The following is a 17,629-nucleotide window of genomic DNA, read 5'->3' as shown; positions in this document are numbered from 1 at the left end:
GATCGTCGTCTGCCTGCATTGAATGCCCCCGGCGCCTGGTGCGCCCGGGGCATTTTTCATGGCGCTCACTGTGTGTTGCCGCGCACCTCGGGGCGTTCGGGTGCCGGCCCACCGACGCGCGCACCACCGTTGATCTGAACCCCGGGCCGGACCATGATTTCGTGATTTTCGCGCGGCGCCGATGCGGGCTGGCGCTGCTGTTGTTGCTGTTGCCACTGCGGTTGCTGTTGTTGCTGCTGCTGGCGCTGGATCTGTTCGCGCATCTGCTGGTCGCGCAGCGCCTGCTCGCGCTGCTGTTGTTGCAACTGCTGCTGCATCTGGAGCTGCTGGTGCTGCTGCTGTTGCAAGGCCTGGCGCTGGCGCTCAGCTTCGGCCTGCTGTTGCTGTTGCTGTTGCATCTGCAGTTGCTGCTGGGCCTGTTGTTGGAACTGGCGCTGCGCCTGCTCCTGCTGCTCGCGCTGCTGGGCCTCGCGCCACTGGCGGTCGGCCTCGGTGCGGGGGGCGTTGTTGGGCACAGGGCTCACCTGTTGAAAGACGCCTGGGCGACCCATGGGCTGCGCCGCGGGCTCCGGGGGGGGCTGCAGGGCGGGGGCGGGGCTCATGTTGGGGCGGCGCTCGCCGTCGCGGCCCTGCCAGGGGTTGTTGTTGGTGTTGTTGTTCACGCTGCCGCCACCGGGTTGCACGAAGGCGGGGCGTTCGGGCACGATCTGCACCTGCGGGCGTGGCAGGGCCTGTGGCGCTTGGCTGCCACCGGTCTGTGCCGTTCCGCCGCCGGGGCGTTGGCCCCAGGTCGGCCGGCCCCCTTGGGGTTGGTGGGTGATGGCGTCCGGCCGCTGCTGGTTCAGGTAGCCGCCCGGGCGCGGCAGGCTGCCGACCGAGCCGGGCCGGCCGGCACCCCAGGCTGGCTGCCAGGCCTCGCCGGGGGCCAGCGGCACCCAGCCCACGTCCGGATGTCGCACGTGAGGGCGCGAGCCCGCTTGCGGCGTGCCCAGAAAGCCCACCAGGGCCGGGGCGTAGCTGGGGCGGCGGTTGCGTTCATAGCGTTCGGGCACCCAGCACCAGCGCGGCCCGGTCTGCACCCAACGCCCGTAGTGGAAGGGGGCAAAGCCCCAGGGCGCATCGTCGATCCAGGTCCAGCCCCAGGGCTCTATCCACTCCCAGCGCCCATAGCGATAAGGCGCCCAGTCGCTCACGGTGACGGTGGGGTACCACACCGTGCCCCAGGTCGGGTCGGTGCGCCATTCACCCCAGCCATCCAGCTGCTGGTAGCCGATGACTTCGCGCGGCAGGTAGCGCGCGGCCTGCGATTGGTCTTCGATCTGGTTGCGTTGCGCCACCCATTGGTCAAACCCGTCGGGGCGCAGCACCACGGGGGTTTGCAGCTGGGCCAGCAGACGGCCCCCGAAATTCCATTGCAGGCCCTGGGGCAGGGCCTGGCTGGCGCCGTTCTCGCCATAGGCCATCAGGCTGCCCTGCTGCACGCTGACCCGGGTGTTGCCCTGTTCCAGGTTCACGTCCAGGCGGTAGTCCCCCGGCTGCTGCACCAGCACGGCCAGGTTGGGGGTGTCGATCTCGATGCGCTCGCCGGGCAGCAGTTGGCGCACCCGCAGGGCCAGGCGGCCCTGGCGCAGCTGCATCTGGGTGGTTTGATCGTCCAGCTGGGTGATGTCGAGCTGGCCCGGCCCTTCCATGCGCCAACTGCTGGTGCCCGTGCTCATGTCCAGCCGGGCCCCGGGGGCCGGTATCAGGCGGTTGCCGCGGGTCAGGGGCTGGTTGTAGAGCGCCATGTCGGCGTCGGGTGTGTTGGTCTGGCCGGTCTGTACCACGCCTTCGATCAGGTTCAGGTAGCCCACGCGGCCTGGCGCGACCTGGGCCCAGGCCAGGGTGCCCATCAGGCTCAGGCCAAGAAGCAGGCCTTGGCAGGCCTGGCGGGTGCGGCGGGCCCAGGAGGCCTGGGTGGGTGAGGTGGCGGGCTTGAAGAACATGGTGATCTCAACAGGTGTTGGCGGATTAACGCGCCAGCCCCCCAAAAGGTCAACGCGCCGGTGCAGGCGGCTGCAATTGCTCACAAAAAGGCACAAAAAAAACCACCGGCATCCTCGGATGCGGGTGGCTTGCAGTGGGGTGCGCTGGGGGCTCAGCCGGCCAGGGCAGCCTTCACAGCGGCAGAGACCAGGCCCATGTCGGCCTTGCCGGCCAGGCGGGTCTTGACCGCGCCCATGACCTTGCCCATGTCGCCAGGGCCTGCGGCGCCCAGTTCGGCCACGATGGCCTTGACTTCGGCGCTCACCTCTTCGGCGCTCAGGCGGGCCGGCAGGTAGGCCTGCAGCACCTTGAGTTCGGCCGATTCCTTGTCAGCCAGGTCCTGGCGGGCGGCTTGCTCGAAGGCGGCGATCGAGTCTTTGCGCTGCTTGATCAGCTTGTCGACGATGGCCACCACGCCGACGTCGTCCAGGGTGATGCGCTCGTCCACCTCGCGCTGCTTGATCGCGGCCTGCAGCAGGCGGATCGTGCCCAGGCGCTCCGAGTCCTTGGCGCGCATGGCGGCCTTCATGTCTTCGGTGATCTGTTCCTTGAGGGACATGGTGTTCTCCGTTCGAAATTTGGTTTCAGAATGCAAAAACCCGCGCTTGGCGTCCCGAGCGCGGGTTGTGCGACTGCTGTGAAACAGCAGGCGGGCTGCGATCAGTACAGCTTCTTCGGCAGTTGCATGCTGCGAACGCGCTTGTAGTGACGCTTCACGGCAGCAGCCTTCTTGCGCTTGCGTTCAGCGGTCGGCTTTTCGTAGAACTCGCGGGCGCGCAAGTCGGTCAGCAGACCCAGTTTTTCGATGGTGCGCTTGAAACGACGCAGTGCGACGTCGAAGGGCTCGTTTTCTTTAACACGGATGGTGGTCATTACGTAATGTTTTCCAATGAGGTGCTCGGGGAAGATCGGGCCCACAAGCGAGGTTCCCCGCCTAAAAAATTGATCAGGCCGGCGGGGCATTTGCCAGCAAAGCCTGCGATTATAGCGTTCTGGCTTGCGCAAACAAGATTTTTGTGCATCCGGGCCCTTGCCCGCATCAGCCGTGCCCCGCGCGGGCCGCCAGGCCTTGGGCGCAGGCATGGCCGCTGGCCCAGGCCCACTGGAAGTTGTAGCCCCCCAGCCAGCCCGTCACGTCCACCACTTCGCCAATGAAATACAGGCCGGCTTGTTTGGACTCCAAGGTCTGTTGCGACAGGTCCCGCGTGTCCACGCCACCCAGGGTGACCTCGGCCTTTTTGTAGCCTTCGGTGCCGGTGGGCACCAGCTCCCAGCGCGACAGGCGCTCGGCCAGGGTGTTCAGGGCCTTGTCGGTCACTTCGTTGCAAGGCCGTTGCAGACCGGGGTCTTGCTGCACCCAGGCCTCGGCCAGGCGGCTGGGCAGGCTGTGCGCCAGCTCGTTGACCAGCAGCTTGCGCGAGACTGCCTTGGCGCGGGCCAGGGTCTCGGGCAGGTCCAGATCGGGCATCAGGTTGATGCGGATGGGGGTGCCGGCCTGCCAGTAGCTCGAGATCTGCAGCACGGCCGGGCCCGACAGGCCACGGTGGGTGAACAACAGGTCTTCCAGAAAATGCCCGCGGCTCTTTTTGGCGCCGGTCTCCATGGCCACCGGCAGGGCCAGCCCGGCCAGTTGCGCATAAGGCTGCCAGGCGGCGCCGTCGAAGGTCAGGGGCACCAGGCCGGGGCGCTGCTCGACCAGGCGCAGGCCGAACTGGCGCGCCACCCGGTAGCCGAAGTCGGTGGCCCCGATCTTGGGGATGGACAGGCCACCCGTGGCGATCACCAGGCTGGGGCTGCGCACCGTGCCCTGATCGGTGTCGATCTCATAGGTGGTGCTGCCATCGGCCTCGGTGCTGCGCACGGCCTTCACGCCACAACCCTGCCAGCGCGTGACGCTGCCTCCGGCGGCGCCGGCCTCGCATTCGCGCAGCAGCATCTGGATGATGTCCTCGGCCGAGCGGTCGCAGAACAGCTGGCCCTTGTGCTTTTCGTGAAAAGGAATGTCGTGGCGCTTGATCAGGGCGACAAAGTCTTGCGGGGTGAAGCGGCTCAGGGCGCTGCGGCAGAAGTGGGGGTTGGCGCCCAGGAAGTTGGCCGGGCTGGCGTCACGGTTGGTGAAGTTGCAGCGGCCCCCGCCCGAGATGCGTATCTTCTCGGCCACTTTCTCCGCATGGTCCACCAGCAGCACGCGCAAGCCACGCTGCGCAGCCACACCGGCACAAAACAGGCCGGCGGCTCCGGCTCCCACGATCACGGCATCGACATTCAAACCAGGCTCCAGGGCAACGCGGGGCCTGAGGCCCCGTGGCAAAAGGCTTGATTATCGTCAGCCTGCCGGTCAGGGCGGGTTGTCGGCCAGGTGAAAGCGCTTGGCAAGCGGGCGGCGATCGGGAGAATCAGGCTTCCTATTTCAACAACCGGAGGGAATTTCATGGCGACTCTGAACATCGGCGACTGCCTGGGCGCGGCCTGGGCCCAGTACCGCAAGAACATGCTGACCCACATCGTGGCCACGGTGCTGGTCACGGCCATCGGCAACCTGTTCTTCGGCTTGCTGACGGGCCCCCTGCTGGTGGGCTACATGCGCATGATGCGGGCCGAGGAGGCCGGCCAGCCGGTCAGCTTCACCGATGTGTTCCGGGGTTTTGATGATTTCGGGCCCGCCTTGCTGGCGGCCGTGCTGGCCGGCATCCTGGTGGCGGTGGGCTTTTGCTTCTGCGTGCTGCCGGGCCTGTTGCTGCTGCCGCTGGTGCCCTTGGCTCTGCATGAAGTGGCCGAGGGTGAGAAGGACGCCATCCAGGCGATCAAGACGGCCTGGGGCCAGCTGCGGCCCAACCTGTTCATGGCCCTGATCTGCAGCTTTCTGATTTCGGTGTTCGCCGGCATTGGTGCCTTGTTGTGTGGCGTAGGCATCGTGCTCACCCTGCCGCTGGCCTACCTGGGGGCCTACCACATGGCGCGTCAGATGGCGGGTGACCCACGGGTGGTCATCGCACTGTGATGAGGGCGGCACCGGCTCTTCGGCGTTGGGGCCCGGGGGCCCTCTGGCTGGGTGCCTGGCCTTTGGCGGGCGGCCTCAGCCAGGCCTTGCTGCAGGGCAAAGCGGTGCCGGTCTGCGGCTTTCAGGCCCTCACGGGCTGCCCTTGCCCCTTGTGTGGGGGCACTCACCTGGTCCAAGCGCTGACGCAGTGGGACTGGGCGGCTGCCTGGCAGGCTCAGCCCGGCCTGCTGCCTTTGCTGCTGGGCGCCTGGCTGTTGCTGGGGTGGCGCTCCGTGGCCAGCCCGGCGGCACGCCAGCGCTGGGCGCCCCTGGAACGGCGGCTGTTCTGGAGCGCCGTGGTGTTCTGGCTGGGGGAGTGGGCCTGGCGGGTGGGCGCCCTGGGGGTGGGGGCGTTGTCAGGCGCCTCCTGAGGCCCCCAAGGGGTCGTAGCCCGGCGCACGCATCATGTCGTGCAACTGGCGGCGCCGGATGCCCATGTTGCCACCGTCAAAAATCGGCAAGGCCAGCGCATCCTGCAGCCAGCCCGCCAAAGGCAGCGCGTGGTCGTAGCTGTTCACCCCGACCACCCGCATCAGCTCGGTGATCACCCGCACGGCTGTTTCCGAGCCGAAGACTTTGGCCTGCAGCGACAACTCGTGGGCACCGGGCGCTTGAATGTCCTGCGCCTGGCAGGCCCGGTAGCTCAGGCTGCGCACGGCTTCCATGGCCATCTTGGCGTCGGCCAGGGCGTAGCCGACGGCCTGGTGTTCCAGGATGGGCAAGACCCCGCCGCACTTTTCCGTGCGGGCAAAATTCAAGGCAAAGTCGAAGGCGGCGCGCATCAGTGCCAGGGCCATCACCCCGACCAGGGCGGCCGTGCCCGAGAAGCTGGCTTCGACCAGGGCTTGGCCGCCACCTTGGGGGCCGATCAGGTTGCCCGCAGGGATGCGCAGACCCTGCAGGCTAAAGCGCGGGGTGAGGTGTCCGCGGTGGCCCAGGGTGTCAAAACTGTGTTCATGCCGGAAGCAATCCGCCCCCCAGCCGCCCGTGGGGCGCTCGGCTGCCAGCACCGACAGGGCCTGACCGGGCTCGGCCTGCGGGTCGGTGCGGCAGACCAGGCACAGCACGTCGGCGCCTCGGCCATCCCAGCCCGTGGCGCTGGAAACCCATTGCTTGGCCCCGTCCACGATCCAGTGCTCGCCCTCTCGGCGTGCCACGGTCCGCACGCCCTCGCCGGGCGCTGGGGAGGCGAAGTTGGCGCTGCCGCCGGGCTCGCTGGAGGCAAAGCCGGCCAGGGGGGCGCCGGATGGGCTCAGAAAAGGGGCCAGACAACGGGCCTGCAGCTCGGCATCGCCCGCGATCAGCAAGGGGGTGAGGCCCAGCAGATTGGCCAGCGCCGTGAGCGACACATTCACGTCGACGGCGTGAAACTCTTCGGTGATCACGGCCATTTCGACCATGCCCTGACCATCGCCCCCGAAAGGGGCAGGCACCAATCGCCGCATGAAGCCGGCCTGCACCAGTGCCTCGTAAAAGGGGCGGGTGGCCTGAAAGCGCTCGTCCGGGGTGGGCAGATGGCGAATCGCGGGGGCCACGCCGCGCAAGACCTGGTGGGCAAAGCGCCGGGCGGATTGCTGAAGTTCTTTTTGGGCCGGGGTGATGGAAAAGTCGATGGGCATGTTGTCCTCCGAGGTGGGGTGAGGGTGATTCCGTCATCGATTCTGGGGAGGGGCTGCCGCGTTGGCTTGGGCAATGGCGCACCGCGTCTTGGCGTTTTCGGCACAGGGTGTAACCCGCTTGTCATGGAACAGGAAATGCTTGCAAAGTTGGCCCCTGGCTGACCCCGGCCATCCACAGCCCCCTTCATCCACGCCCCCCGGAAAGGCAGACCATGCGCGTCTGGAACACCCAGCATTTGCCGGCCTCGCAGCAGTACACCTATTGGCGCGAAGTGCTGTGTGAAGCCTTCACGGCGCTGGATTGCGTGGTGCCGTCTGAACAGGACCGCGGGGGTGGTTTTTCAAGCCGCGTGACCAGCAACACCTTTGCGGATCTGGGGGTGTCGCAGTTGCAGTCGCGTGCTCAAAGCGTGCGGCGGGGGCGCTCGGAAATCAGTCGAAGGCCTTCAGAGTATTTTTTTGCCAACCTGCAAGTCATGGGGCGTTGCCTGGTCCGGCAGGATGGGCGCGAGATCCTCGCGCAGGCAGGCGACCTGTACCTGGTGGACACCACCCGCCCCTACGAGATCGATCAGGCCGATGACGATTGGCAGTCCTTGTGTTGCACCGTGCCGCATGCCCGTCTATCGCCCCTGCTGGTGCGGCCGGCGCATGAGTTGACGGCGCGCCACCTCAGTCGGGATTCGGGCATGGGGCGGGTGGCCGCTGATTTCGTGCAGACCCTGGCGGATCAGGCTGTGGCCTTCGATCTGGGGCAGCAGCGCGTGCTGGCGGACAACCTGAACACCTTGCTGGCAGCGGCCTTGCAGGGGACGGCGGGCACCGATGCACGACAGGCCGATTCACTGCGCCAGGAGCTGTATGGCGCCATGTTGCGTTACATCGAATCCCATCTGCGCGATCCAGCGCTGCAGGTGCGCCAGGTGGCATCGCATTTCCGGGTGTCCGAACGCTACCTGCACAAACTGTTCGAGGGGCGGGAACACTCCTTCACCCAGGAGGTGCTGGCGCGGCGGCTGGCGCATTGTGCGCAGGCCCTGGCCCAGACCGAGCGGACCCGGCCGGTGGCGTCCATTGCTTTTCAGTGGGGCTTTGGCGATGTCTCCCATTTTTGCCGGCAGTTCAAGCGCCGCTACGGCATGAGCCCCAGCGCCTACCGTGAGGAGGTGTCCCGCCGTTCAGGCACCTGAGACGGGCTGTTTCGGCGCAGCCCGTTCAGTGCTTGACGCCCTGGCGCCCGGCCAGCGACACCGCCTTGAGCGACAGGCCGTCAATCTCGGCCGTGATGCCCGACAGCACGTTGGCCACCACCGCAAACTCGCGGCCGTGCTGGCCGGCGCGGGCCGCCATGACCTGGGCGTTGAAGCTCACCACCTTGGCTTCGCGGGCCACCGTCTGGATCGAGGCCACGATGCCGGTCAGCTCGCGCATCATGGCTTGCGATTGCGCGGCCGTGACCTGGTCGAAGGCGGTAGTGGCACGGTTCAGGGCATCGAGCACCCGATCGGTGCTGTCCACCAGCGCGGCCAGGGTGTCATTCACCCGCCGGTCCTGGCGTTCGATCTGGTCCAGGGTGGAGCGCAGTTGTTCGATGAAGGTGTCGATGGTCTGCCCCGCGCCTTGGGGGCCTTCATAGGCGCGCAGGATGGTCTGCGATTGCTCGGCGGGCAGGGCCCGGCCGGTCTCGCGCAGGTGTTGCTGGCTGCTGGTGAACAGGTCGAGTGATTTGCGTGCGGCCACCAACTGACCGGCGTGCCCCTGGGCGGCCAGCACGGTCTGCAGGATCATGCGTTGCGACAGCATGCGCTGGCGGGCGGCCATGTTGACCAGGGAGATGTCGCCTTCCTTGGGCCTGGCTGCGGCGCCCGGGCCGGTGGGCAGGGCTGGCGCATAGGCCGTTGGGGCCGTGTGAGCCGTGGAGTGGTGTCGAGCCAATGCAGTCATGCGGACTTCTCTTTCCCTGGTGAACACAACGGACACGAAGCAAATGCCGGGCCAGAATTGTCAGTGCCGAGTCAGGCCGGCAGGGCGCTTTCAGAACGTGCCGGTGCGTTCGCCCAGGGCCTCGTCGCCCGCAGGCAGGGAGGGGTTGTGGGCCAGGGCCTGCACCCCGCCGATCACGTCGCCCACCACGATCACCGACGGGCTGCCCAGTTGCTCGGCCTGCAGCGTGTGGCACAGCTGCGCCAGGGTGGTGATGGCGTGGCGCTGCGTGGGCAGGGTGGCGTGCTGCACGATGGCCACCGGGGTGTGGCCGGGCAAGCCTTGCAGCAACTCCTGCTGGATGCGTTCGGCCCCGCTCACGCCCATGTAGATCACCAGGGTGAGGCGGGCGCTGTGGGCGGTGGCGGCCAGGGCGGGCCAGTCGGTGCCGCTGTCGCCGGGCTTGGCGTGGCCAGTGACAAACACCACGCCATGGGCGTGTTCGCGGTGCGTCAGGGGCACGCCCAGCGAGGTCACCGCGGCCAGCCCGGAGGTGATGCCATTGACCACACTGACCTCGATGCCGGCGGCGCGCAGGTGCTCGACCTCTTCGCCCCCCCGACCGAAGATGAAGGGGTCGCCCCCCTTGAGCCGCACCACCTGCTCGCCCTCGTGCACTGCCGTGATCATCAGCTTCTCGATGAAGGCCTGCGGGGTCGATTTGCAGCCGCCGCGCTTGCCCACATAGACCACGCGGGCCTGGGGCGAGGCCAGGGCCACGATGTCGTCGCTGACCAGGTCGTCCACCAGCAGCACGGTGGCGCGCTGCAAGGCCTTGACGGCCTTGAGCGTGAGCAATTCGGGGTCACCCGGGCCGGCACCCACCAGGGTGCAGTGGCCTGGCAGGGTGGCTGAGGTTTTGGCGTCGGAAGCGAAAGAGTCTGTCATGGGTGTTCCACAAGGCGCAGGATGTGTTCGACCTGGCGTGCGATGGGGGCCGGAACCGGCAGCTTGCCGGCCAGCACCAGTTGAATGTAGTTGGCGGTGGAGGCCGCGCTGATGTCGCGGGGCAGCTCCGGCAAGGCTGCCAGCGGGCCTTGCTGGGCTTCCTGCCAGGGGTGGGCCTGGCCCCCGATGTAGGCCGTCATCTCGGGGGTGCGGCGCGGGTCGGCCACCACCTCGCCTTCGGTGCCGCGCAGCAGCAGGGCGCGCTGCCCGGTCAGGGCCAGGGTGGCGGCCATCGATTCGGCGTACTCGGGGTGGGTGTAGCTGCTCACCAGCACGCTGGGGCCCTGGCAAGGGCTCATCAGCTTGACCATGCTGTGGGCGGAGTTGCGCAGGCCCACGGCCCGGCGCACTTCCAGCAGGCGCTTCAGCCCCGGCAGCAGCAAGCCCGTGGGCGCGTACACCAGTTCGCCGGCCTTGAGCGGTCGCACCGCCACCAGCGACGGGGTGCCAAGCGCCGACAGCACGGCGGCGGCGGGAACGCGGGCTTCCTCGGTGGGGGTGCCATGCACCAGCACGCTGGCACCGCGGCGCGCCAGCAGCAAGGCCAGCAGGGGGGTGAGCACGGGCAGCTTGCGTGCACCGTTGTAGCTGGGCAGCACCACCATCGGTTGGAGCGAGGGGGGCATGCGGGTCATGCGGGCATGGGTGGCATCGAGAAACCCGGCCATCTCCTCGGGGGTTTCTCCCTTGATGCGCATGGCCAGGCAGAAGGCGCCGATTTCCAGATCGGTCACCGTGCCATCCAGCACCTGCCCCATGAGGTCGGCCGCCTGCTCCCGGCTCAGGGGGCGTGCGCCCTCTTTGCCGCGGCCAATTTCCTTGATGTACTGACTGATTGCCATGTCGTGGTCTGCTTTTTTTGGAAGGTCTGTTGAAACAGAGCCGCGCATTGTCCCTGAAGCCTTCTGACTTTCGGCTATATGCCCAACTTTGGTGCGGCTTCTGCGATGCCACACCTGCATTGAGTATCAGCCGGTCACGGGCTTGATCAACCGCACCATGCGCTTGAGCTCCGGCACACATGAACCACAATTCGTGCCACATTTCAGCGCCCCCTGCAGCTGGCCGAGCCGATCCTCGTCCGGGCCCTGGCAAACCGCCAACTTGGCCTCGATGGCCTGGTCCGTCACACCCAGGCAGCTGCACACGGTTCGGCCTTGGCTCACCACGGCGACCGGGGCTTCGGCGCCCGGCGACAGCAGCAGGCGCCCGTAGGCCTGGGCGGGCAGATACTCTTGCAGCAAGGTCTTGAGCCACACCTCGGCGCGGGTGTCGCCGCCCAGCAGCAGGCCGGTGACGCGGATGTCCTCCCCCTGGGGCTCGACCCGCACGGTGCGGCGCTGGCCACGCTGCGCGTCGATGTAGCGCAGCGAGTCGGTGTCGCGCAGGCCCAGCAGGGCCTCGATCTGCACCAGCAGCTCGGGCGGGGGGGCTTCGAGTGCGGCGGCGCGGAACAGCACGCCGGTGCGTTCGCCCTGTGCGGGCCCTGACGGCCCAGACGGCCCAGACGGCCCAAAGGGCACGCAGGCACTGAAGGCAAAGGCCGCCATCAGAGGCTTGAGCTGCTCGCGCACCGTGAGGGCCTGGTCGGCGGGCAGCCAGGCCATGGCCACCAGGGACCAGGGCAGCTCGGCCTTGCTGATGCGCACGGCGGCATGCTTGAGCTCGGGCTGCTTGGAGCCCGGGCAGAAGGTGCTGGGCATCAGGGTGTTGACGCCGGCCAAGGCCTCGCCGGTGGCCGAGCAGCCGCTGAGAAACTCAGAGCCCCAGTGCATGGCGATGCAGGCCTGGCTGATGCCGATGTCCGTGCTGGCCTGCACCGGCAGCACGATGGCGCCGCGGCGCGACTGCACGCTCACCAGCTCGCCGTCTCGCCATTGGTGGCGGGCCATGTCCTGGGGGTGGAGCTGCACCGCGGGCTCGGGCACATGGCCGAACAGGCGGCCCAGCGTGCCGGTGCGGCTCATGCCGTGCCACTGATCCCGCAGTCGGCTGGTAGTGAGCGAAAAGGGGTAGCGCTCATCGCGGCTCTCGGCCACCGGCTGGTAGGCGGTGGCGCTGAAGCGGGCGCGGCCATCGGGCGTGGGGAACACGCCGTCTTCGTACAGCCGCGCCTTGCCCGTCTGCGCGCCGGCGGGCAGAGGCCATTGCTGTGGGCCCTGGCGGTCTAGCAGGGCGTAGCTCAGGCCGGTGATGTCCAGGTCGCGGCCACGGGTGGATTCGCGGTGCTCGCACCAGATGGCTTCCACTCCGGCCTCGGGGGCTTCGGTGGGGTAGGGGAACAGCGTGGCCTGGCCGGGGCGCAGCCGGGCCTCCAGACGATGGGCCAGTTGCACGCCGATGGCCCAGTCGTGACGCGCCTCACCGGCCGGGGGCAGGGCGGCGCGCACGCGGCTGATGCGCCGTTCGCTGTTGGTCACGGTGCCCAGCTTCTCGCCCCAGGTGGTGGCGGGCAGCAGCAGGTCGGCGAATTCGGCGGTGGCGGTGCTGGCAAAGGCCTCCTGCAGCACCACGAACTCGGCGCGCTGCAGGGCACGGCGCACGGTGGCCTGGTCCGGCATCGATTGGGCGGGGTTGGTGCAGGCAATCCACAAGGCCTTGATCTGGCCATCGGCCGCGGCCTCGAACATCTCGACTGCGCTCTTGCCCGGGGTGCCGGGCACCTGGTCCAACCCCCAGTGGGCGGCCACTTCGGCGCGGTGCTGCGGGTTGGCCATGTCGCGGTGGGCGCTCAGCAGGTTGGCCAGCCCGCCCACCTCGCGCCCGCCCATGGCATTGGGCTGGCCCGTCAGCGAGAACGGGGCGGCCCCTGGGCGGCCGATCTGGCCGGTGGCCAGGTGCAGGTTGATCAGTGCGGCGTTCTTGGCCGTGCCGCTGCTGGACTGGTTCAGGCCCTGGCAGTACAGGCTCAGCGTGGCGGGCGAGGTGGCAAACAGGCGTGCGGCCTCGCGCAGGTCCTGCGCGGTGATGCCGCAGACCTCGGCTACGCGGGTGGGCGTGCAATCGCGCACCACGGCCTGCAGCGCGTCGAAGCCGCTGGTGTGGGCCGCGATGTAGGCCGGATTCGTCCAGCCCTCCCACAGCATGATGTGCAGCATGCCGTGGAACAGCATCACATCGGTGCCGGGCTGGATGGCCAGGTGCAGGTCTGCCAGCTCGACCGTGTCGGTGCGGCGCGGGTCGACCACCACGATCTTCAGGCCGGGGCGGGCGCGCTTGGCGTCTTCGATGCGGCGAAACGCGATCGGGTGGGCCCAGGCGGTGTTGCTGCCGGCGATGAACAGGCAGTCGGCATGGTCGAAATCGGCATAGCTGGCCGGTGGGGCGTCGGCCCCCAGGGTGGCCTTGTAGCCGGCCACGGCGCTGCTCATGCACAGGCGCGAGTTGGTGTCGAGGTTGTTGGTGCCCAGCAGGCCTTTGGCCAGCTTGTTGAAGACGTAGTAGTCCTCGGTCAGCAACTGGCCCGACAGGTAGAAGCCCAGGGCATCGGGCCCATGCTCATGCACGATGCGGCCCAGCTGGTCAGCGGCCAGGTCCAGGGCAGCGTTCCAGGCCAGGGGCTGGGGCGGGCCACGCCTTTGCAGGCGTTGCAGCGGCTGCAGCAGCCGGGTCTGGCGGGTGACCGCGGCGCTGGCGGTGAGGTGCAGGGTGGAGCCCTTAGTGCACAGCCGCCCGAAGTTGGCCGGGTGTTCCGGGTCGCCGCGCACGCCGGTGATGGCGTGGGCGCGGGTTTCGATGATCACGCCGCAGCCCACGCCGCAATAGGGGCAGGTGGAACGGGTTTCCTGGGGGATGGCGCTCATCGGCATGGGGCTCCTGCGGCAGTCATCGCCTGGGGGCGGACAGGTTTCCAGAGGGTCATGGGGTTCTCCGTTCAGGCCTTGAGGGCCGCATACATCCCGGTGACGCGATCCATCACCGAGAGCAGGTTTTCGCTGGTCACGAACACCTCCGACAGGGGTTTGCTGCCGGGGGTGGCCGAGACCATTCTTTTCAGTGCGGCATCGAAGAACACCCATTGGCCGTCGGCCAAGGTCAGTTCCTCCGTGATGCGGGGGTGGGTCTCCGGGGCCTTGCGCAGCGTGTCCTGGGCCTGCAGAAAGTCGTTGCGTGCCCGGGACATTTCGGCGCCCACCAGGCCTGGATCGACCTGCAGCACGCCGGCCAGGTAGAACTTGGCCAGGCGTTGCGACAGCATGCGCTGCCGTCCAGCGAGGTTGACCAGGGGGCCTGCGGGCCGGGTGGAGGTGGCTTCCAGCTGGGTCGTGCCTTGCTGGGCCAAGGCCAGGACCTGGGCATCGGCCTGCAGCAGGGCGGGTGCCCGTGCGGCGGCGGGTGGGGCGTTCAGTCCTTCGCGCAGCGCCTGCCAGGCGGTGTCCAGTGCGGCATAGGTGCCGCGGATCGCCAGGCTGGGCGCGTAGGTCTTGAGTTGTTCCTGCTGGCGCTCGAACAGCGCCATCGACTGGCCCAGCACCTGCTGTGCGGCAGGCGTGGGGGCCTGGGCCGCCAAGGCCAGCCAGGCCTTGACCATGCGCTGCGAGAGCATGCGCTGGCGTCCGGCCATGTTGATGGCGTCGGCCAGGTCGACCTGGGCCCAGGCCGAGGCGGCCCAGCAGGTCGCCAGCCCCAGAAAGTGTCGGCGTTTCAGACCCATGGTGCTTCTCCGATCGTGCCTCAGGCCTTGAGCGCGCTGGACTGGCGACTGGATTCGCCGAACATCAGCTGGTCGCGGAAGTCGGCCACGCTGCAGCGCTCGCGCAGCAGCTTGAAGTACCAGCTGCCGTCCACCGTGTCGCCGTACAGGCAGGCCCCGATCAGCTTGTCGTCCTGGATGACCAGCTTCTTGTAGACCCCGGCACGGGGGTCGCTCAGCACGATCTCCTCGGTGCCTTCGCCGCCCATGAAGTTGCCGGCTGAGAACAGGTCGATGCCGGTGACCTTGAGCTTGGTCGACGTGTGCGAGCCCAGGTAGCGCGCGATGCCGAACTCGGCCAGGTGGTTGGCGGCCACCTGGGCCTGCTCGAACAGCGGGGCCACCAGGCCGTAGGCGGTGCCGCGGTGGGTGGCGCACTCGCCCACCGACCAGATGCGCGGGTCGGTCACGGTCTGCAAGGTGTCGTTGACCACGATGCCCCGGTTCACCAGCAGGCCGGCCTGCTCGGCCAGCTCGGTGTTGGGGCGCACACCCACGGCCATCACCACCAGGTCGGCAGGCACCTCGGTGCCGTCCTTGAAGCGCACGGCCTTGACACGTCCGTCTTCGCCACCCACCAGCGCCTGGGTCTGCGCCCCCAGGCGGAACTGCAGGCCGCGCTCTTCCAGCGAGTGCTGCAGCAGCCGGGCTGCCACATCGTCGAGCTGGCGTTCCATCAGCCAGGCGTTCACGTGCACCACTGTCACGCTCATGCCGCGCAGCATCAGGCCGTTGGCGGCCTCCAGCCCCAGCAGGCCGCCGCCGATGACCACGGCATGGCGGTGTTTGGCGGCGGTTTCGATCATGGTGTTGGTGTCGTGGATGTCGCGGTAGGCAATCACCCCCTGGAGGTCCTTGCCCGGAACCGGCAGCATGAAGGGGGTGGAGCCCGTGCACAGCAGCAGCCGGTCGTAGGCCGCCTCGGTGCCGTCTTCGGCCCGCACCACGCGGCGGGTGCGGTCGATCTGCACCACTGTCTTGCCGCTGTGCAGGGTGATGCCGTGGTCGTGGTACCAGTCGTAGGGGTTGAGGACGATGTCCTCCAGCGTCTGCTCGCCGGCCAGCACGGGCGACAGCATGATGCGGTTGTAGTTGGGGTGCGGCTCGGCGCCGAAGATGGTGATCTCGTACAGCGAGGGATCGACCTTCAGCAGTTCTTCGATGGTGCGCACCCCGGCCATGCCATTGCCGACCATCACCAGCTTGAGTTTTTTCATCGTCATGCTCCGTCGCTTGGGGCCGCTCTGGCGTGCCAGTCGGTCCGGAAAACAAAAAAGGCGTCCACACGATGCTGGCTCGATGACTCGATTCAGCATGTGGGGACGCCTTCGTCCCGGAGGGATCCGGTGCGCCATTGCACGGGATCCTTCCGGCGGCCCGGGGGCCGTTGAGGGTTTCAAGCAATGGCTGTGCCAGCCTGTGGGGGCCGCGCTGGCGCTGAAGTTTCTGGCGGCGCCCGAAATTGGTGCGGTGCGTCACGCCTGCGGACAAGGTGTGTCGCGCGGGTGCACCAGCTTCGGGCATGGAATCTGCTTTGGCTGATGCATGAGCTTTGATCTCGAATTTGGTTTTGTCTCGCTGCCTGGGCGCAAGTCCGAGAACGAGGATTTCGCCGCCCTGGCCGTCGGCCAGGGCCACGAGCGTGGCCGTGGTGCGATTGCCGCGATCGCCGATGGGGTGAGCACCGGGGGCTTTGGCCGTGAGGCGGCCCAGACCACGGTGACGACGCTGGTGCGCGACTACTTCGGCACCCCCGAGACCTGGGACACCACGGTGGCCCTGGACCGCGTCATCAGCGCCCAGAACGCCTGGCTGGCAGGCATCAACCGGCGACGGCAGCCGGCGTTGGGGCTGACCACGCTCACCGCCCTGGTGCTGCGCGGGCAGACCTACACGGTGGCCCATGTGGGGGACACCCGGGCCTACCTGGTGCGCGACGGCGAGATGCAGCAACTGACGGTCGACCATGTGATGCCGCACACCGACTTGGCCCACCAGCTGACCCGGGCCGTGGGGCTGGATGAGCGCTTGCTGGTCGACTACAGCCAGGGCGATCTGCAAAGTGGCGACACCTTTGTGCTGCTGTCCGACGGGGTGCATGGCAGCCTGCCAGGGCGCGACATCCTGGGCCTGCTGGCGCAGGGGCTGGCGCCCCAGGCCCTGAGCGAAGCCCTGGTCAAGGCGGCCCTGCGCAGCGGCAGTGGCGACAACCTGACGGCCGCCGTGGTGCGGGTGCAGGGAGCGCTTGAAGGCACGCTGCAGGACGAGGCCCGCCACGCCCTGCAGCAGCCCGTGCTGCCCTTGCTGAAGGTGGGCGACACGGTGGATGGCTTGGAAGTGCTGGCGCTGGTGGCCGACAGCGGCATCCACCGCCTCTACCAGGTGCGTGATCCGCTGACGCAGCGGCGCTACGCCCTGAAGTCGCTGCACCCCCAGCGCGCGCACGACCCCGAGGAGCGCCAGACCCTGGCCCACGAGGCCTGGGTGGCGCGCCGCATGCAGGGCGGCAGCGCGGCGGGGCATCTGGCCCGGCTCAATGACTGGCCGCCGCAGGCGGCTGGCACGGCCAGCGGCTTCTACCTGCTGTACGACTGGTACGACGGTGAGACCCTGGGGGCCTTGCTGCAGCGTCAGCCGGCGCTGCCGCTGCCCCAGGTGCTGAACCTGGTCACCCAGGCCTTGCGCACGCTGGCCGTGTTGCACCGGCAAGGGGTGGTGCACCGCGATGTGAAGCCCGACAACCTGCACCTGGGTGAAGACGGCGTGCTGCGCCTGCTGGACCTGGGCGTGGCCCTGAGCGGGCGTGAGCCAGCCGCCACGCGCGAACTGCATGCCGGCACGCCCACCTACATGAACCCCGAGCAATGGGATGGGCATGGCCAGGCGGGCCACAAGGCTCAGTTGCCTGATGCCGGCAGCGACCTGTATGCCCTGGGCGTGACGCTGTACCAGTTGCTCAGCCTGGGTCGCTTGCCTTATGGCGAGGTGTTGCCTTACCAGAGCGGTCGCTACCACCGCGACCCGCAGCCGCCGAGTCGGCACAACCCGCAGGTGCCCATCTGGCTGGACCACGTGGCCCTGAAGGCGGTGGCGCGGCAGCGTGCCCAGCGCTTCGAGACCGCCGAGGAAATGCTGCTGGCGCTGGAGCGCGGCGCCTCGCGCCCCTTGAGCGCGCCGGTGGCCACGCCCTTGATCCAGCGCGACCCGGCGGCGGTCTGGAAGATCGCCCTGGTGGTGAGTGCGTTGTTCAACGCGGCGCTGGTCTACTGCCTGCTGTACCTGCCGCGCTGACTGGGCTGCACAAGCCAGTCAGTCGGGGCG

The 17,629-nt window shown here is 68.3% G+C and carries 14 protein-coding genes and 1 pseudogene; 4 read left to right on the top strand and 11 right to left on the bottom strand.

Annotated features, from left to right (window positions below; all coding sequences use genetic code 11):
• Window positions 1-65 precede the first annotated feature (65 nt).
• From F624_RS35130 to F624_RS0127470, 4 genes are all read right to left on the bottom strand, one after another.
• On the bottom strand, window positions 66-1,985 hold the full coding sequence (locus F624_RS35130; RefSeq protein ID WP_019577605.1) for a DUF6600 domain-containing protein: 1,920 nt from the start codon (window positions 1,983-1,985) through the stop codon (window positions 66-68).
• Window positions 1,986-2,137: 152 nt separating this feature from the next.
• Complete coding sequence (locus F624_RS0127480; RefSeq protein ID WP_019577604.1) at window positions 2,138-2,584, bottom strand: GatB/YqeY domain-containing protein; 447 nt, start codon at window positions 2,582-2,584, stop codon at window positions 2,138-2,140.
• Between the two features lie 101 nt (window positions 2,585-2,685).
• Window positions 2,686-2,898, bottom strand: a complete 213-nt coding sequence (gene rpsU, locus F624_RS0127475) for a 30S ribosomal protein S21 (protein ID WP_007833691.1) — start codon at window positions 2,896-2,898, stop codon at window positions 2,686-2,688.
• A gap of 166 nt (window positions 2,899-3,064) precedes the next feature.
• Window positions 3,065-4,294: a BaiN/RdsA family NAD(P)/FAD-dependent oxidoreductase gene (locus tag F624_RS0127470; RefSeq protein ID WP_019577603.1), complete on the bottom strand. Its 1,230-nt coding sequence runs from the start codon at window positions 4,292-4,294 to the stop codon at window positions 3,065-3,067.
• A gap of 162 nt (window positions 4,295-4,456) precedes the next feature.
• Here F624_RS0127470 and F624_RS0127465 point away from each other — a divergent pair, with 162 nt between their 5' ends.
• Both F624_RS0127465 and F624_RS32905 read left to right on the top strand, forming a co-directional pair.
• The gene (locus F624_RS0127465; protein ID WP_019577602.1) at window positions 4,457-5,026 is read left to right on the top strand and encodes a hypothetical protein; all 570 of its coding nucleotides are present in this window, start codon (window positions 4,457-4,459) and stop codon (window positions 5,024-5,026) included.
• Window positions 5,027-5,088: 62 nt separating this feature from the next.
• Window positions 5,089-5,436, top strand: coding sequence for a DUF2752 domain-containing protein (locus F624_RS32905; RefSeq protein WP_019577601.1), 348 nt, complete (start codon window positions 5,089-5,091; stop codon window positions 5,434-5,436).
• Here the strand turns inward: F624_RS32905 and F624_RS0127455 are convergent.
• A complete protein-coding gene (locus F624_RS0127455; RefSeq protein WP_019577600.1) occupies window positions 5,422-6,684 on the bottom strand; it encodes an acyl-CoA dehydrogenase family protein in 1,263 nt (420 codons plus the stop codon). The two genes, F624_RS32905 and F624_RS0127455, sit on opposite strands and share 15 nt — an antisense overlap.
• Before the next feature lie 212 nt (window positions 6,685-6,896).
• Here F624_RS0127455 and F624_RS0127450 point away from each other — a divergent pair, with 212 nt between their 5' ends.
• Entirely contained in the window at window positions 6,897-7,874 is a 978-nt protein-coding gene (locus F624_RS0127450; protein WP_019577599.1) for a helix-turn-helix domain-containing protein, read from the top strand.
• Window positions 7,875-7,899: 25 nt separating this feature from the next.
• On the opposite strand, the gene F624_RS0127445 is transcribed toward F624_RS0127450, so the two are convergent.
• From F624_RS0127445 to F624_RS0127420, 6 genes and pseudogenes are all read right to left on the bottom strand, one after another.
• Window positions 7,900-8,628, bottom strand: a complete 729-nt coding sequence (locus F624_RS0127445; RefSeq protein WP_031256475.1) for a methyl-accepting chemotaxis protein — start codon at window positions 8,626-8,628, stop codon at window positions 7,900-7,902.
• Window positions 8,629-8,718: 90 nt separating this feature from the next.
• Window positions 8,719-9,555, bottom strand: a complete 837-nt coding sequence (gene cobA / locus F624_RS0127440) for a uroporphyrinogen-III C-methyltransferase (RefSeq protein WP_019577597.1) — start codon at window positions 9,553-9,555, stop codon at window positions 8,719-8,721.
• A complete protein-coding gene (gene ybiB / locus F624_RS0127435; protein ID WP_019577596.1) occupies window positions 9,552-10,457 on the bottom strand; it encodes a DNA-binding protein YbiB in 906 nt (301 codons plus the stop codon). The genes cobA and ybiB overlap by 4 nt, the downstream gene beginning before the upstream one ends.
• 126 nt (window positions 10,458-10,583) lie before the next feature.
• Window positions 10,584-13,418 carry a nitrate reductase gene (locus F624_RS0127430; RefSeq protein ID WP_019577595.1) on the bottom strand — a complete coding sequence of 945 codons (2,835 nt, stop codon included), beginning with the start codon at window positions 13,416-13,418 and terminating at the stop codon, window positions 10,584-10,586.
• 71 nt (window positions 13,419-13,489) lie between these two features.
• Window positions 13,490-14,269 carry a type IV pili methyl-accepting chemotaxis transducer N-terminal domain-containing protein gene (locus tag F624_RS0127425; protein WP_019577594.1) on the bottom strand — a complete coding sequence of 260 codons (780 nt, stop codon included), beginning with the start codon at window positions 14,267-14,269 and terminating at the stop codon, window positions 13,490-13,492.
• 47 nt (window positions 14,270-14,316) lie between these two features.
• Window positions 14,317-15,525: pseudogene (locus F624_RS0127420) on the bottom strand (NAD(P)/FAD-dependent oxidoreductase); the annotation flags it as partial.
• Window positions 15,526-15,853: 328 nt separating this feature from the next.
• Here F624_RS0127420 and F624_RS0127415 point away from each other — a divergent pair.
• Entirely contained in the window at window positions 15,854-17,599 is a 1,746-nt protein-coding gene (locus F624_RS0127415) for a bifunctional protein-serine/threonine kinase/phosphatase (RefSeq protein WP_019577592.1), read from the top strand.
• Window positions 17,600-17,629 lie beyond the last annotated feature (30 nt).

The organism is Curvibacter lanceolatus ATCC 14669, assembly GCF_000381265.1.
GTDB classification, from domain to species: Bacteria; Pseudomonadota; Gammaproteobacteria; order Burkholderiales; family Burkholderiaceae_C; genus Curvibacter; species Curvibacter lanceolatus.
This window is presented reverse-complemented; position numbering and strand designations above follow the sequence as displayed.

What these genes read in the sequence shown, in the direction of transcription:
- ybiB (WP_019577596.1), bottom strand. Translation starts at nt 10,457, where the DNA reads ATGGCAATCAGTCAGTACATCAAGGAAATTGGCCGCGGCAAAGAGGGC.
- cobA (WP_019577597.1), bottom strand. Translation starts at nt 9,555, where the DNA reads ATGACAGACTCTTTCGCTTCCGACGCCAAAACCTCAGCCACCCTGCCA.
- F624_RS0127465 (WP_019577602.1), top strand. Translation starts at nt 4,457, where the DNA reads ATGGCGACTCTGAACATCGGCGACTGCCTGGGCGCGGCCTGGGCCCAG.
- F624_RS0127415 (WP_019577592.1), top strand. Translation starts at nt 15,854, where the DNA reads ATGAGCTTTGATCTCGAATTTGGTTTTGTCTCGCTGCCTGGGCGCAAG.
- F624_RS0127480 (WP_019577604.1), bottom strand. Translation starts at nt 2,584, where the DNA reads ATGTCCCTCAAGGAACAGATCACCGAAGACATGAAGGCCGCCATGCGC.
- F624_RS0127450 (WP_019577599.1), top strand. Translation starts at nt 6,897, where the DNA reads ATGCGCGTCTGGAACACCCAGCATTTGCCGGCCTCGCAGCAGTACACC.
- F624_RS0127425 (WP_019577594.1), bottom strand. Translation starts at nt 14,269, where the DNA reads ATGGGTCTGAAACGCCGACACTTTCTGGGGCTGGCGACCTGCTGGGCC.
- F624_RS35130 (WP_019577605.1), bottom strand. Translation starts at nt 1,985, where the DNA reads ATGTTCTTCAAGCCCGCCACCTCACCCACCCAGGCCTCCTGGGCCCGC.
- F624_RS0127445 (WP_031256475.1), bottom strand. Translation starts at nt 8,628, where the DNA reads ATGACTGCATTGGCTCGACACCACTCCACGGCTCACACGGCCCCAACG.
- F624_RS0127430 (WP_019577595.1), bottom strand. Translation starts at nt 13,418, where the DNA reads ATGAGCGCCATCCCCCAGGAAACCCGTTCCACCTGCCCCTATTGCGGC.
- rpsU (WP_007833691.1), bottom strand. Translation starts at nt 2,898, where the DNA reads ATGACCACCATCCGTGTTAAAGAAAACGAGCCCTTCGACGTCGCACTG.
- F624_RS0127455 (WP_019577600.1), bottom strand. Translation starts at nt 6,684, where the DNA reads ATGCCCATCGACTTTTCCATCACCCCGGCCCAAAAAGAACTTCAGCAA.